This window comes from Marinobacter sp. X15-166B, from assembly GCF_001752365.1.
In the GTDB taxonomy this organism is placed as follows: Bacteria; Pseudomonadota; Gammaproteobacteria; order Pseudomonadales; family Oleiphilaceae; genus Marinobacter.
This window is the reverse complement of the sequence record NZ_MEIY01000001.1, coordinates 3,197,088-3,211,788: the sequence shown is the minus strand read 5'-3', so window position 1 is coordinate 3,211,788 and position 14,701 is coordinate 3,197,088. Positions and strand designations below refer to the sequence as shown.

Here is a 14,701-nt window from a genome sequence, read left to right as displayed (position 1 = left end):
AAAATGAATACTGGTTATAAGATCCTGCAAGCGGAAAAACAGGGAATTTATCTCCTGAAGTTTATCGGGGAAATCCGGCTGAATTTGTGCTCAACGCTGGATAATCTCGTTGATTCCATCACCCAGGATCCGGCCTTTAAAACCGTGGTGGTTGATCTTACCGAAACCGAGGTCATCGACAGCACAACTTTGGGGTTTCTGGCCAAAATCGCGATGGCGGCTGCCAAACGCAGTCACTTTCTTCCGACACTGATCTCAACCAATCCGGACGTTACCCGCATCATCCTTTCCATGGGGTTTGACAAGATTTTCATCATCGTCAGGGAACCCGCCTCCCGCATTGAAGAACTGGAAGAAATTCCGGTGCTCCGCGCCAGTGAACAACAGGTTCGTGAAAAAGTACTGGATGCCCACCGGGTCCTGATGGCGCTGAACAGCAAGAATCGTGAAGAATTCAAGAATCTTGTGCGAGCACTCGAGTGTGAAGAGCCGGGCTGATCCGGACCACCTCTTTACGTATCCAAAGAACCATGTAGCGAAAATCTTATGCCTGAAAAACAGACACCCGGGCCTGCAGCGCCAGCGTTTCAACAGCAACAGGTCGCGGTATTGGGCGGGGGTAGTTTCGGCTCTGCGATAGCCAAAGTACTTGCCGAAAACGGTCACACTGTGCATTTCTGGATGCGGGACGAGCAACAGGTTGCTGAGATCCGTGAGCAGGGCACCAACACCCGGTACATGCCCGATGCCCGTTTCAGCGGTGATGTGCGGCCGACCACCGACTTCGCGGCGGCGGTCGGCGATGCCGATACCGTGTTTGTGGCCATTCCCAGCAAGGCGTTCCGCAGTGTGATCACCCGTTATGCGGGGGAATTCCATGAGGGTCAGGTGGTCATCAGTCTGACCAAGGGCATCGAACGTCAGGGGTTCAAACTGATGAGCGAGATCCTTCAGGAAGAGATTCCCAAGAGCCGCATCGGGGTGCTGAGCGGACCAAACCTGGCCGCAGAAATTGTACAGCGAGATTTTACCGCGACCGTTATCGCCGCCAAGGATCCCGAGGTGCGCCGCCGGGTGCAGACCTTGCTCGGGTGCGAGTACCTGCGCGTGTACGCCAACGTGGATGTGTACGGCGTTGAACTGGCCGGGGCGCTTAAAAACATCTACGCCATCATTGCAGGTCTGGCTGCGGCGCTGGAAGTGGGCGAGAACGCAAAGGCGATGCTGGTGACCCGCGGGCTGGCGGAAATGAGCCGGTTTGCGGTCAGCATGGGGGCTAACCCGATGACGTTTCTGGGGCTGGCCGGTGTTGGTGATCTGATGGTGACCTGTACCTCCAGCAAGAGCCGTAATTTCCGCATTGGTTACGCACTTGGCCGGGGTGCTAAACTGGCAGATGCGGTCCGGCAACTTGGCCAGGTGGCGGAGGGTATTTACACCCTGGAGCTGGTGAAAGAAAAATCGGACGATACCGGCGTGTATATGCCGCTGGCGCAGGGTTTGTATGACGTGATTTATGGCGACGCCAGCATCAGCTCCGTTATCGGCGGGCTGATGGCGGCGGCGCAAAATTCCGACGTTGAATTCATTCTTCCGCGTACGCTCTGACCTGTACGCTCCATGATGTAAAGGGGTAATCAGTCATGCACGTGTTGATCATGCGTCACGGCGAAGCCGGCTGGCACAGTCTGGATGAACAACGGGAGCTGACCGAACAGGGTCGTCAGGCGACCGCCAAAGTGGCCCGGGATATTGCCAGCTCACCCTGGCGCCCCAATTTGATCTGGTGCAGTCCGCTGATACGTGCCCGCCAGACCGCGGGCATTGTGGCCGAAATCCTGAATTGCCCCGTGGAAGAAAAAGAGGGCATTACCCCGGAAGGGGATCCGGGACAATTTCTGGATCAGCTGATCACCACCCGTCAGCAGTCGTTGATGATTGTATCCCATATGCCCTTTGTGGGTGCCTTGTCGACACTGATGATCGATGGTCACCGCCGGGGGATCCCGTTCATGACCAGCCATGCGGTGGTGCTGGACATGCCCATCGCGGGCCCGGGGTGTGCCGATCTGCGTGAGCAATTCCTGCCCTGACCGGGATCAATCGCACGGCGGGTTTCTGCCAGTCAATCCCCGTTATTTTCCATGCCAGAGCCCTGTCAGAATAATTTACGAACCACGGGGCGGTGTAGCGGCGCAGCGGTTGTTTCAGGCTTCAATCAGAGGTCCAGGCCCCATTCCCAGGCGTTTATATGCAAGATGAGGCGAAATCTGAACTAAACGTCTGAATACGTGCCGTTTCGAGCGATAGATTCGCGTATTTCAGTGTCGAAATCGCTTACACCTGCCTGAAAAATTCCCGTTGATTATTTTTCAACTGACTGAAGAGGCGTGTTTTTTTCAGTGTGGCACGACTGATGCTTTATACCCTAGAGCGTTGGCGCGGTGCATTCATATCCAGTTGCCAGCGTCTACAATCAAGGAGAGACAACAATGAATAGTGTTCTCAAGAAAACGCTTTTATCATCTCTTGTCGTGCCCTTCGCCATGGGCGTCCAGTCCGCCAGCGCGGCGTTGGTTACCAGTTGGGCTTATGATGTTGATAGCACGCTTACTGTCCTGACAGTCGACCCCGGAGACGGTTCCGTGAGCGGAAGTGGGACAAACAAACTGGAATGGGGTGTAATTACGCCATTACATCCTCAAAAATCATCTGTCGAAATTGAGGATGTTGTTGGGGGGACTGGTCTTCTCACGGGAGGACCCGCAGTGGCAGGTGGTACCTTCACCCATAACAACTTCGTTATTGGTGCAGATGATGAAGCACTACTGACTTTCGATCTCGAATCTGTTCTCACGCTGACCCCCGAGCTACCTCCAGGGCCAGCTCAAGCGCCTCTTAGCACCACCTTCAAAAGTTTCTTCAAGGAAACAGATAATGTTGAGGGAGACTGTTTCGACACGTCGGTTTCGGATTGTGATGATATTTTCACCCTCGGAAATCTCGCAGCTCTGGGTGGTAACCCCACAGCGGATGGATTTGAATTTAGTCAGTCCTTCAACTACAACGGCTTCACTTACGACGTATTTCTTGAGGTTGCGGGACTGATGGAGTTGAGCAACGAAGCTTGTGCCACGGCAGGTGCCCCTAACGGGTGTGTGGGCCTGCAAACCGTAGAAAATGCACAAAACGACTTCGAAACCAGCTTCCGTATTACTGCCAGGCCTGTACCCGAACCTGGTACCTTGGCGTTGTTGGGCTTAGGCCTGGCGGGACTCGGCCTGTCACGGAGGAGAAAAGCCGCCAAGTCATAAGTGTTGCATGTAACAGCTAACCGTTTGTGGTGAAGAACGAAGCCCCCGCTGGAAGGCGGGGGCTTTTTGGTTGGTTGCATCCACCGGGCTCAAAATCCCGTTGTCTGGCCCGCCTGAAACGTCGAAAAAACTTACAGCTCTCCCGTTTCGTTGTTTACACATACTTGCTAACTCTCTGTAACATAAGCTTTTTTATGAGATGGAATGAAAGGTGCTTGGATGTTGCTGTGCCGGCCTTTTATAACAACAAAGCCAGCCGTTAAACTTCATAACAGAATAGGGATATCCATGAACACGGCCATTAAAAAAACGCTGTTACCAGCTCTGGTCTTGCCTCTGGCTCTGGGTGTGCAAGCGGCCAGCGCCGCGCCGGTGACCAGCTGGGCTTATAGCGTCGGGAACACGCTGATTCTGAATGATTTCAGCACTGGGGACGGTGCCGTTACAGGAACCGGAACCAACAAGCTGGAATGGGGCACCCGACCTGATCAGTCGTCGGTCGAGATCAATGATGTAGCAGGTAACGGCCTTTTGACCGACGGGGACCCGGTTGCGGGTGGTACCTTCATCCACAACAACTATGTGATCAGTCTGTCTGATGCGGCCCTGTTAAGCTTTGATCTGGTGTCCATGCTGACGCTGACCCCCGAGGATCCGGTAGGGCCCGCCCAGACACCACTAAGTACTACATTCGCCAGCTTCTTCAAAGAAACCCCGAATGTTAGCGGCGGGTGTTTTGATGGCTCAGTCTCCACCTGCGACGACATATTCACGGTGGGCGATCCTGAAGGATTGGGGGGCACGCCTATGGATGGCGGCTTCGAGTTCAGTCAGTCGTTCAGCTACGACGGTTATACCTACGATGTGTTCCTCGGGATAGCCGGGCTGACAGCCCTGAGCAGCGAAGCCTGTGCGGCGGCAAAGGCAGGCGAGGGTTGTGTGGGGCTTATTACTGAAGAAGACCAAGCCAACTCGTTTGATACCAGCTTCCGCATCACCGCCAGACCCGTACCGGAGCCAGGTACTCTGGCGTTGTTAGGGCTGGGGCTCGCCGGGCTCGGGTTGGTACGCAGGAGAAATAACAGCACGGCGTGACGCCCATCAGGCTCCCTGATGCGGCTGAAACTGCAGCCCCCGGCCACAGGGGGCTGTAACTGTTTGTGGCTCCTCTGCTGAACGCCCTCGGTTAACCCCGGTGTCGGCGCAGCTTCAGGCGACCTGTATCTTGTTGCACTTGTAATTGGTGTCCGGTATCGCTGGCAGGTATTGCCCGTTATCGGTCACCAGCTCCCACACGTCCGGGCGGCTCGCTTTCATGCGTTCAATCAGAGACGCCGCTTCGGTGAAGGCCGGGCGACGACGGCCGTGATAATCCAGCACCGGGCCGACATGGTCGAACTCTACGCCAAATCGTTTCAGGAGGCGCAGTTGGGCTGGCTCCATGACCGCCATCCAGTGCGTGATATTATGTTTGACCGACATCCGGAGGATCGCGGCAAACAGCCCCAGACTGATGTATGGCATGGCCCGTTTGCCATTCTCAGCGTCGCTGTAATAGGCCGCTTTGCTGATACCGGACACTGATTTTTCTTCATTTAAGCGGCGGCGGAACTCCCTGCTCACCGCCATTCGGGAGATTTCAGCAATCTGCTCACGGCGTGCGCCCGCGATGGCACGCTGCGCACGTTCATCCATGTGGGGTACGCAGGGGCCTTCCATGGGGAAGTGGTTCTGTTCCGGGTTGTCACCCGCCATCACAAGACGAACAGCGGCAACGCTGTCCCCGGTGATCTGGTGGCGGATCAGGGCGTGTGCGGAACGAGGGTCGTAAGCGTCGTGCTCGCGTTTATCCAGGAAGCAGTTAGGATCTTCGAATGGCCGGTCGATGCAATAGACCTGATACCGGACCTTGAAAACCTCGTTGATGACCTTCGGGCAGGTTGCCAGCTCCACCTTGAATACGGAATTGAATATGGTGCTGATGTCGTCCTGAAGCTGGAAATTTTGGACGATGTCTGTGTTTTGATGAAGATATGAAAGTGTTTGCATTTTAGGTTCTCAGTTTTCGCGCTCAAAGAGCTGTTATGCCATTAATCGCAGGGCGAAAAGCGCAGCCTAAATCCCAACTGCCGGTGCACCGTGTGTGAATCGTTTGTGTAACTGTTCAGGCCTCGGACGGGTCGTTTGTGTGCACGTAGCGTCCGGGCGCCAGAATGAAATTGGGGTCGACCGAAGCTTTCAGCTGACGGGCGAACCGGAAAAAGCCAGATTCTTCGGCCGAGAGAATATTCATCGCATCTACGTTGAGTCGATAGGGCAGAAATCCCTCTTTTTGCCCCGCCTCATAGAGGGCGCGATAGCAGTCATTGGCTCGCGCAGTAGCCGTGGCATCCCCGCGGTCAAAAAGCAGGGGAACGGTAGAGTCGAAACAACGGTCATTCAGTGTGGTTAAGGTAATGAGCGGATTGATCCCGTATTGCGGACAAATCCTCTCAATCATGTTGATATAAGCGCGCACGCTGTTGGCCCGTATGGGAACCAGGGGCGCAAACCATATGAGCCCGCAGCCATCCCGGGCAGGGTTTTTGGGTTCGTCCGGAGCCGGTAGGTTGCCTGAACGCCAATAAGCCAGTGGCAGTGCTACCTCGTTGGGGCTGCCGTGCATGATCTCCAGCGCTCCGGAGAGCGTAGTTGCCATACCATTGACCCTTGTGGCCAGCTTTTTTGGAAGTACCCGTGCGACGCTGCGCACCGCATCAACTCTGCGTTGGTTGATAAACACCAGGCGGTCGGTGACCGGACCGAGCAGCCGTCGCAGGGTGCGACGGGCCGCACGGGCTACCTCTTTAGAGGCGTAAATGGCGCCCACTCCACTCCATGCGGGAACGCCATGGCTGCTGGCAAGTTTGTCAACTTCGTCGGGTGGCAGAATGCCGTCGATAGCCAGTTCCTCAGGGAAAGGCACCATCATCGACAGCATGCGTTGACTGTTAAGCAGATTGATCGCCACCACCGATCCGCTGAGGGCTCGCAATACGCTGCGGACGGTGGGCACCAGTGCTTCGAGTTTGGCGTCGTCTTTGGTGGAGAAGAAAAAGGCGGTTACCGTGTCGGGCTTGGGCGCAAGCGCAATGGTCATGCCTACAACCACACCGAAGTTTCCCTGGCTGAAGAGACCGTCCAGGTAAGGCCCAACCCCCCACTTGAACAACCCGTCGACTTCCTTGCCTCCGAGCTCGCTGAGCGGGGTGCGATAATGGGAGCCGTCCGGCAGGATTGCCTCTATTTTGGTGACTGCTGCAAAATGATCGGTGAACGGAGTGATACCGTAACCCCGCTCTAACGCGTTGCCCAGCAGACTGCAGGTGGGGCCGGCGCCGGTGACCGGAACCAGATAGTCACCCTCCTGACGGTCGAGGAACGCCCGCAGTGCGCCTTGGGTCACCCCGGGTTCCACAGTGACCACGCCCAGTTCCGGATCAAAATCATAAATTCGATCCAGGCCGCTCAGGTCCAGTACCACGCAGTTGTCTTCGACCGGGTTGGCACTTCCGTAACCCCAGTTGTTGCCTGTGCTTACAGGGTAAACCGCCACCCCCCGTTGCTGCGCCACTTCAAGAATCCGGGCAACCTGGTCCCGGTTTTCCGGTCGGAGCACCGCGGGAATATCCCGTTGGGCGCCGGTTGTTGATGCGCCAATATCAGTTTTGTGTGCCTCTTGCACTCCAAACTCACCCAAAATGGCGGTCCATTCGGTAATCGCAAACTCCAGGGCGGAACTGTTCACGGATGTTTCAGCCTTTTACGTATCGTGGTAGTGAAGACTCCGAGAGAGCCTGACCAACGCCTGTTGTGAACCCTTGCCAGAGCCGTTGCGCGGGGTCCTGTTGTTTTGTGAGCGAATTCATAGATTTCCTTCTCTAATTGGGCTTGCGGGGTTTTCCCGGCAAGCGTCATTATAGAGGAGGTGAGGTTCGCTTTACCTTGCTGAACCATTACAGGATCGAGACAATAAGGAATGGCAAAACGTATCTACAAACAGGCGGTTGCGGTGAAATAAAATAAACAAATGAGATGGGGTTCATTAAAAAAGATCAATCTAGACCGTTTTTGCCCCCAGTTTGAGCAAAAAGTAAATCATTCTTTAGGCCAGATGATTTTACCGGCACACACGCGAGCCCAACAGTGCTGAATTTGCGTATACCGCTAAGGCACTGCCGGGGTCAGAAACTGTGTACCTAAGGGGTTGGCGCACCGATAGTAACGAGTGAGTTGCGATACCTGACCGTAAAGATTGCGCCCGCAATGACCGCTAAAACCCAAATGTGAGAGTTCTATGGTTAATTTTCCTATCGATTACATTGAGCCGGTTTTCCGGCCACCGAGTGAGGCCCGGTCGCTGATCCTCCCGGTAACCAATGGGTGTTCCTGGAACCAGTGCACCTTCTGCGAGATGTACACCCAGCCCCAGAAAAAGTTCCGCGCCCGTAAGGAAACTGATATCAGCAACGATATCCAGAATGCCGCCCGGCAGTTGGGCGAGGTGCGCCGGGTGTTTCTGGCCGACGGTGATGCCATGGTCCTGCCGACCCGTCGGCTGCTGGCCATCCTGCAGGAGCTGAAGCAGGCGTTCCCGGAGTTGCAGCGGGTCTCGAGCTATTGTCTGCCCCGCAATCTGGCCCGTAAAACCGTCGAGGAGTTGGCGCAGCTGCGGGAGGCGGGGCTGGCGTTTCTTTACGTGGGCATGGAATCCGGTGACGATGAAGTCCTGAAACGCATCAATAAGGGCGAGAGTTACGCATCAACCCGGTCGGCTCTGGATAAAATTCGCCGTGCCGGCCTGACCAGTTCCGTTATGGTATTGAATGGCCTGGGTGGTGAATCCTTGTCCCGTCAGCACGCAATAAATACGGCTACACTGTGTAATGAGACCCAGCCCGATTATCTGTCCACCTTGGTGGTGAGCTTCCCCCAGGGAGAGCAACGTTTCCGGAAGGGCTTCGGAACCGACTTCGTGCCCCTGGATCAGGCGGGCCTGTTCGCTGAAATCAAGCTCTTTCTGGAACATTTGGAACTGAGCAATACGGTGTTCCGCAGCGATCACGCCTCCAACTATCTGGTGCTCAAAGGGCGGCTCGGTCGTGATAAAGAGCGACTGCTGGCAGAAGTCGAGCTGGCATTGACCAACCCCGGTGCAGCAGCGCTGCGACCTGAATGGCTGCGAGGCCTGTAATGACCAAAGATCCAGAAGAACTGGCGTCACATGTGCAGCAGGTAAGCTCCGGGGGTAAAAGTCTGCCACCGGTGGACACCTGGACACCCGAACTCTCCGGTGACATCGACATACGGATAACCCGGGATGGCCAGTGGCTGTATCGGGGGGTGCCGCTGAAGCGGGAGGCCATTACCCGCCTGTTTGCAACCATTCTGCGGCGTGAGGAGGATGGCGAGTATTACCTCGTCACACCGGTTGAAAAGTGGCGTATTCAGGTCGAAGACGCCCCCTCATTGCCCACACGCTGACCGTTCAGGGGCAGGGTACGGACCAGCAACTCACTGTGACCACCAACATGGGCGAGACCCTGGCCATAGGAAAGGCCCACCCCTTGGCGGTTGGCCGCTACCCGCACACAGACGAGCCGCGGCCAGTGGTTGGGGTGCGTCACGGAATTACCGCCCGCCTGACGACCTCGGCATTTTATGAGCTGGCGGAGCTGGCGCAGGAGCATGCCGCGGCGGACACGGGTTTCTTCGGCGTGTGGAGTGGGGGCGTTTTATTCGAAATTGGCTAGCAGTTCTGAAAATATTTGCTACGCGCTTCAGGGCGGCACTGGCCACCGCATCAACACACTTGTTACACTGTGTTTTCGAGCTTGTTACCGAGCCTGGCTTATAACAAAGCTGGTGGTCGTTAGTTCTTCTGTTCAGTCTGGCTGTTCCAGATCACTTTCGATTGCTCTCATTTACCAAAACAGTCATTGCGACACGCAAGGAGATCTCATGGCCCAACCTCGTGTTGTCACCATCCACTACACACTGACAAATGATCAGGGAGACGAGCTGGATTCGTCCCGCGGCGACGATCGTCAGCCGTTGTCGTACCTGGAAGGTGCTCAAAACATTATTGGCGGACTGGAAAGTGCGCTGAACGACAAAACCGCTGGCGACAAGGTCAAGGTGTCGGTAGCACCTGCGGACGGTTACGGCGAAGTGAATGAAGAATTGGTTCAGCCAGTTCCCCGTTCAGCCTTTGAAGGCGTAGACACAATTGAGCCGGGCATGCAGTTCCAGGCCCAGACCCCAGGCGGCCCGCAGGTCGTACGGGTCGTCGAAGTGAGCGAAGAAACCGTCACGATCGACGCGAACCACCCCCTCGCCGGTGAAACTCTGCACTTTGACGTAGAAGTCGTTGAAGTTCGCGAGCCGAGCGATGAAGAGAAAGAGCACGGTCACGTTCACTGACAGCGTTCTTTGGCATAAAAAAAGCGACCTTCGGGTCGCTTTTTTTATGGGGCTGTTATTGAAGGCAGCCGTTGACCGGTGTAATCGGCGCAGGCAAGGGAGTTTCGCCGAGCGCTTCCAATAAATTGATTTCAATAGCCCGGCACATGGTGGTTAATGGCAGATCATTGGTGGCCAGACCAAAAGGTTCCTCTAGCTCTTCACTCAATGCATCCAGTCCAAAAAAGCTGTAGGCAATCACGGTACACATCAGGGGTGTAACCGCGCCCATGGACGTGATCAGGCCAAAGGGCAGCATGAAGCAGTATAAGTAGGTGGTGCGATGAATCAACAAGCTAAACGCAAATGGCAGCGGGGTGTTCTGGATGCGTTCGCACGCGGCGAGAACACCGGTCATTGAGGTGATGCGTTCGTCCACATTCAGCACCTGAAACTCGGACAATAGCCGAGCCTTGCGCGCGCAGCCGATTTGTCTGCCCATTAATTGCAACAGATACCCGGCTGGGTTCTGTGCCTTGTGCAAGGCGGTTCGTTGCTTTGGTTCGACCAAACGGTCGATGTCTTCCCATGGCGACGTTTGCCGCAACTGGTGACGTAAGGCGTGGCCAAAGGCGATGGTTAAATAAATCAGGCGCTGTTGGGTTTGCCGGCCGGCTTCGCTGTCTTCATCAATAAACGACGTAACCTGGCGGGCCAGACTGCGGGCATCCACCGATAGCTGGCCCCACTGCCGGCGGGCTTCCCACCAGCGTTCGTAGCTGGCGTTATTGCGGAAGCCGAGAAACAGGGCCAAGGCTACCCCCAGCAGCGTGAACGGGGCCGGGCTATAAGTGGGCAGTTTGCCCGGGTAAGCATACTGCGCCGCCACCACAAGGCTGCTCAGTAACGCAATCACGATGAGTTGCTTGTAAATCTGCCGAAGAATGGAGCCCCGCAGCGTGAAGAACAGTTTAAGCGCATGGGGTTTTTGACGGACAATCATAGGAAGCTCCATGCAACGGCGAACGGTAAGAGGTGTGCACCCTTTTGTTGAGGTAATCAGAAAAAACGCCCTGTGACAAAAAGAAAAAACCCACCATCAGGTGGGCTTTCTCAGACGACATCCAGTCTTACATGTTTGGATAGTTAGGACCACCGCCACCTTCCGGTGTGACCCAGGTGATGTTCTGGGCCGGGTCTTTAATGTCACAGGTCTTACAGTGCACGCAGTTCTGCGCGTTAATCTGGAAGCGTTTGCCGCTGCCATCGTCCTGCTCCACCACTTCATACACGCCGGCCGGGCAGTAACGCTGGGCGGGTTCGTCGTACTTGGGCAGGTTCTCGTTGATGGGTACGTCCGGATCGGCCAGCTTGAGGTGGATCGGCTGATCTTCCTCGTGGTTGGTGTTCGAGATGAACACTGAGGTGAGACGATCGAACGTCAGGGTGTTGTCCGGCTTCGGATAGTCGATTTTTTTGGCCTCGGCCGCCGGTTTCAGGGTGGCGTGGTCCGGCGTCATATCGCGGAAGGTAAAGGGCAGGCTGCGGCGCAGCACGTTCTGCTCGAGGAAGGCGATGGCGCCCCCGACGATGTTGCCGAACTTGTGCATGGCCGGACCAAAGTTGCGCTCGTCGTAGAGTTCTTTGTACAGCCAGCTGTCCTTGAAGCGATCTGCGAAACTGGTGATTTCTTCGCCGGTCTTGCCTGCTTTCAATGCTTCAAACACGGCTTCGGCGCCGAGCAGACCTGATTTCATCGCCGTGTGCGAGCCTTTGATTTTCGAGCTGTTGAGGGTGCCTGCATTACAGCCCAGCAGCAGACCGCCGGGGAAGCTCATTTTGGGCAACGCGTTGAAACCACCTTTGGTCAGGGCCCGGGCGCCATAGGATACCCGTTTGCCGCCTTCCAGATACTTGCGAATTTCCGGGTGAAGCTTCAGACGCTGGAATTCTTCAAACGGACTCAGGTGGGGGTTGCTGTACGCCAGATCGGTGATCAGACCAACGTACACCTGGCCATTTTCCAGGTGGTACAGGAAGGAGCCACCGGTAGAACCGCTTTCATTCAGTGGCCAGCCGGTGGTGTGCACCACCAGGCCAGGTTCATGTTTGGCGGGGTCAATATCCCACAACTCTTTGATACCAATGCCATAATGCTGAGGATCTTTGCCCTCGTCCAGTTTGAAGTCGTTGATCAGACGCTTGCCGAGGTGGCCGCGACAGCCTTCGGTAAACAGGGTGTACTTGGCGCGCAGTTCCATGCCGGGCATGTAGCTGTCTTTCTGGCTGCCGTCACGGGCAACCCCCATGTCACCGGTGATGATGCCTTTAACCTGACCGTCCTCGATAATGGTTTCGGAGGCCGCAAAACCAGGGTAGACCTCGACTCCCAGCGCTTCGGCTTGCTCGGCCAGCCAGCGGCACAAGTTACCCAGGCTGATAATGTAGTTGCCGTGGTTGTGCATGTTTTTGGGCACAAAGGCCCCGGGGACTTTGGTCGCCGCCTGCTGGTTGCGCAGCAGGAAAATATCATCCCGGGTTACCGGTGTGTGCAAGGGTGCGCCTTTATCTTTCCAGTCGGGGAAGAGTTCGGTCAGGGCTGTGGGCTCGAATACCGTGCCCGCCAATATGTGCGCGCCGATTTCGGATCCCTTTTCGACGACACACACGGACAGGTCTTCGCCAGATTCTTGCGCCAGCTGCATCACACGGCAAGCGGCTGACAGGCCGGCCGGTCCACCGCCGACGATCAGAACATCAAACTCCATCGATTCGCGTTCCACGTTGGTCTCCTCAAACGTCTTTTATGTAGGTATATAGGGTTAAAAGGTCTGGGTCGTAATAATACCTACTTTATCAACCGCGTACCTCTTCAGAATATAACTTTTTAAAATTCAAACAAGCGTTCGCTTGGATTTTGGCGCGATTCGACACCGCTGAACGCCGGAAAACGGGCCGCAAACCCCGTCAGGAGGTGATTGTGGCGATGTATTGGTGCATACGGACTATTGACCCGTCCGAGCTTTGCAGTCAGTATTATTCCGGTTCTGACAGTGCGCCTTCGGGCGTGACAGCAGTTACAACGTTCGGTTTGTCGGCTGATGAATCGACACGACAGGCAACATGAGCGCTGGTATCAACGGTATTCGAACGCTGTTCGCCATCGAGCGCTACTGCTTGCGAGTCTTTAAACCCATCGTAGAAGAACGAGGAATCTATGAAGGTTCTGGTCGCTGTAAAACGAGTTATCGACTACAACGTCAAAGTGCGTGTCAAGCCGGACAACACCGGTGTTGATCTTGCCAACGTCAAAATGGCTATGAACCCTTTCTGTGAAATCGCGGTTGAAGAAGCGGTTCGTCTTAAGGAAAAGGGTGTAGCCACTGAAATCGTTGTCGTGTCCATCGGGCCGAAAGCCGCTCAGGAGCAAATTCGTACCGCTCTGGCGCTGGGTGCCGACCGTGGCATCCATGTGGAGACGGACGAAGAAGTTCAGTCTCTCGAAGCCGCCAAACTGCTGAAGGCAATTGTTGATAAAGAAGAGCCCAAGCTGGTTATTCTTGGCAAACAGTCGATCGATACCGACAACAACCAGACCGGCCAGATGCTGGCAGCACTGAGCGGTATGGGGCAGGGCACTTTCGCCTCTGAAGTGGTTGTTGATGGTGACAAAGTCAACGTTACCCGCGAAGTAGACGGCGGTCTGATGACAGTTGCACTCAGCCTGCCGGCGGTTGTTACCACTGACTTGCGCCTGAACGAGCCGCGCTATGCCTCACTGCCGAACATCATGAAGGCCAAGAAAAAGCCGATCGACGCCATGAGCCCGGCTGACCTGGGTGTGGAGCTGGCACCGCGTCTCAAGACCTTGAAAGTAGAAGCTCCGGCTGCCCGCCAGGCAGGGGTGAAGGTGGCTGACGTTGCAGAGCTGGTTAACAAACTGAAGAACGAAGCGAAGGTGATCTGAATGAGCATCCTTGTAATTGCTGAACATGACAACAGCAGCCTGAAACCGGCAACTCTGAGCGTGGTTGCCGCGGCCAAAGCCATCGGTGGCGATATTGATCTGCTGGTGGCAGGTGCGAACTGTGGCGCCGTAGCCGAAGCCGCTGCGAAAGCTGAAGGCGTCAGCAAGGTGCTGGTCGCTGACAATGCCGTTTACGAGCACTTTCTGGGTGAAAACCTGGCCGCTCTGGTTGTTGAGCTGGGCCAAAACTACAGTCACATCCTGACCTCCGCAGGCACCACCGGTAAAGATTTTATGCCCCGGGTTGCGGCCCTGCTGGATGTTGCCCAGGTTTCCGACATCATCCGGGTTGAGTCTGCAGACACCTTTGTACGTCCGATTTATGCAGGTAATGCGGTTGCTACGGTCCAGTCCGGCGACAGCATCAAGGTGATTACCGTGCGTCCGACCGGGTTCGATCCGGTGGCCGCTGACGGCGGAGCGGCTAATGTTGAGGCGGTCGATGTCGTAAAAGATGCCGGCTTGTCTTCCTTCGTAGGCGAAGAACTGGCCAAGTCTGACCGTCCTGACCTGGCCAGTGCCGGTACCGTGGTATCCGGTGGTCGTGGCATGCAAAACGGTGAAAACTTCAAAATGCTGGAGCAGATTGCCGATATTCTGGGAGCGGCGGTTGGCGCGTCCCGGGCCGCCGTTGACGCCGGGTTTGTACCCAACGATATGCAGGTCGGCCAGACCGGTAAAATCGTTGCCCCCCAGCTGTACATTGCCGTGGGAATTTCCGGGGCCATTCAGCATCTGGCCGGTATGTCTGACTCCAAAGTGATCGTCGCGATCAACAAGGACGAAGACGCACCGATTTTCCAGGTGGCCGATTACGGTCTGGTCGCGGATTTGTTCGAAGCGGTACCGCAGCTTGAAGAAGAATTGAAGAAAGTAGTATAACCTATTGCTTCAGTTACAAAAAAGGCGCTATTAAGCG

15 protein-coding genes are annotated in these 14,701 nt (G+C 55.6%); 11 read left to right on the top strand and 4 right to left on the bottom strand.

Translation table 11 applies throughout. From position 1 onward, the window contains the following. The first annotated feature begins 3 nt into the window (after positions 1-3). From BG841_RS15120 to BG841_RS15100, 5 genes are all read left to right on the top strand, one after another. A complete protein-coding gene (locus BG841_RS15120; protein ID WP_070058405.1) occupies positions 4-498 on the top strand; it encodes an STAS domain-containing protein in 495 nt (164 codons plus the stop codon). A 48-nt stretch (positions 499-546) separates the two neighbouring features. Beyond that, positions 547-1,608: an NAD(P)H-dependent glycerol-3-phosphate dehydrogenase gene (locus BG841_RS15115; RefSeq protein WP_070058404.1), complete on the top strand. Its 1,062-nt coding sequence runs from the start codon at positions 547-549 to the stop codon at positions 1,606-1,608. A 35-nt stretch (positions 1,609-1,643) separates the two neighbouring features. Then, a complete protein-coding gene (sixA, locus tag BG841_RS15110; RefSeq protein WP_070058403.1) occupies positions 1,644-2,093 on the top strand; it encodes a phosphohistidine phosphatase SixA in 450 nt (149 codons plus the stop codon). 399 nt (positions 2,094-2,492) lie between these two features. Then, on the top strand, positions 2,493-3,314 hold the full coding sequence (locus tag BG841_RS15105) for a THxN family PEP-CTERM protein (RefSeq protein WP_070058402.1): 822 nt from the start codon (positions 2,493-2,495) through the stop codon (positions 3,312-3,314). 288 nt (positions 3,315-3,602) lie between these two features. Continuing rightward, complete coding sequence (locus BG841_RS15100) at positions 3,603-4,409, top strand: THxN family PEP-CTERM protein (protein WP_070058401.1); 807 nt, start codon at positions 3,603-3,605, stop codon at positions 4,407-4,409. A 114-nt stretch (positions 4,410-4,523) separates the two neighbouring features. Here BG841_RS15100 and BG841_RS15095 read toward each other — a convergent pair whose 3' ends face one another. Both BG841_RS15095 and BG841_RS15090 read right to left on the bottom strand, forming a co-directional pair. Beyond that, on the bottom strand, positions 4,524-5,363 hold the full coding sequence (locus BG841_RS15095; protein ID WP_070058400.1) for a PEP-CTERM/exosortase system-associated acyltransferase: 840 nt from the start codon (positions 5,361-5,363) through the stop codon (positions 4,524-4,526). A gap of 115 nt (positions 5,364-5,478) precedes the next feature. Then, positions 5,479-7,101 (bottom strand): FAD-binding oxidoreductase, encoded by a 1,623-nt coding sequence (locus BG841_RS15090; RefSeq protein WP_070058399.1) that lies wholly within the window; start codon positions 7,099-7,101, stop codon positions 5,479-5,481. 549 nt (positions 7,102-7,650) lie between these two features. Here BG841_RS15090 and BG841_RS15085 point away from each other — a divergent pair. The 4 genes from BG841_RS15085 (at position 7,651) to BG841_RS15075 (ending at position 9,776) form a co-directional block, all read left to right on the top strand. Next, the gene (locus BG841_RS15085; RefSeq protein WP_070058398.1) at positions 7,651-8,547 is read left to right on the top strand and encodes a radical SAM protein; all 897 of its coding nucleotides are present in this window, start codon (positions 7,651-7,653) and stop codon (positions 8,545-8,547) included. Continuing rightward, positions 8,547-8,837 carry a DUF1285 domain-containing protein gene (locus BG841_RS17650; RefSeq protein WP_322853379.1) on the top strand — a complete coding sequence of 97 codons (291 nt, stop codon included), beginning with the start codon at positions 8,547-8,549 and terminating at the stop codon, positions 8,835-8,837. The genes BG841_RS15085 and BG841_RS17650 overlap by 1 nt, the downstream gene beginning before the upstream one ends. Positions 8,838-8,872: 35 nt before the next feature. After that, positions 8,873-9,106: a DUF1285 domain-containing protein gene (locus BG841_RS17645; RefSeq protein ID WP_322853378.1), complete on the top strand. Its 234-nt coding sequence runs from the start codon at positions 8,873-8,875 to the stop codon at positions 9,104-9,106. A 208-nt stretch (positions 9,107-9,314) separates the two neighbouring features. Then, positions 9,315-9,776, top strand: coding sequence for an FKBP-type peptidyl-prolyl cis-trans isomerase (locus tag BG841_RS15075; RefSeq protein ID WP_070058397.1), 462 nt, complete (start codon positions 9,315-9,317; stop codon positions 9,774-9,776). A 55-nt stretch (positions 9,777-9,831) separates the two neighbouring features. Here BG841_RS15075 and BG841_RS15070 read toward each other — a convergent pair whose 3' ends face one another. Together BG841_RS15070 and BG841_RS15065 are read right to left on the bottom strand one after the other, a co-directional pair. Beyond that, positions 9,832-10,758, bottom strand: a complete 927-nt coding sequence (locus BG841_RS15070) for a bestrophin family protein (RefSeq protein WP_070058396.1) — start codon at positions 10,756-10,758, stop codon at positions 9,832-9,834. 127 nt (positions 10,759-10,885) lie between these two features. Beyond that, entirely contained in the window at positions 10,886-12,538 is a 1,653-nt protein-coding gene (locus tag BG841_RS15065; protein ID WP_070058395.1) for an electron transfer flavoprotein-ubiquinone oxidoreductase, read from the bottom strand. 434 nt (positions 12,539-12,972) lie between these two features. Between BG841_RS15065 and BG841_RS15060 the strand changes: the two genes are divergently transcribed. After that, complete coding sequence (locus BG841_RS15060; RefSeq protein ID WP_070058394.1) at positions 12,973-13,722, top strand: electron transfer flavoprotein subunit beta/FixA family protein; 750 nt, start codon at positions 12,973-12,975, stop codon at positions 13,720-13,722. Next, positions 13,723-14,664, top strand: coding sequence for an electron transfer flavoprotein subunit alpha/FixB family protein (locus tag BG841_RS15055; RefSeq protein ID WP_070058393.1), 942 nt, complete (start codon positions 13,723-13,725; stop codon positions 14,662-14,664). The last annotated feature ends 37 nt before the right edge of the window (positions 14,665-14,701 follow it).